1 pseudogene is annotated in these 260 nt (G+C 72.7%); it reads left to right on the forward strand.

What is annotated here, in order from left to right:
- Positions 1–260: pseudogene (locus ACSNOK_RS34880) on the forward strand (DUF58 domain-containing protein); the annotation flags it as partial.

Below are 260 nucleotides of genomic sequence, written 5' to 3' on the forward strand. Positions count from 1 at the left end.
TCATCACACAGTTGCGTCCGACCCGGCGCGGCGACCACCACGCCGCCCGCGTAACCGTGCGCTCGTACGGCCCGCTCGGCCTCGCCGCCCGCCAGGGCAGTCACTCCGTCCCCTGGACGGTGCGCGTCCTGCCCGCCTTCACCAGCCGCAAGCACCTTCCCTCGCGGCTCTCCCGGCTCCGTGAACTCGACGGGCGCACCAGCGTCCTCACTCGCGGCGAGGGCACCGAGTTCGACAGCCTTCGCGAGTACATCCCCGGC

Source organism: Streptomyces sp. URMC 126, assembly GCF_051386555.1.
GTDB lineage: Bacteria > Actinomycetota > Actinomycetes > Streptomycetales > Streptomycetaceae > Streptomyces.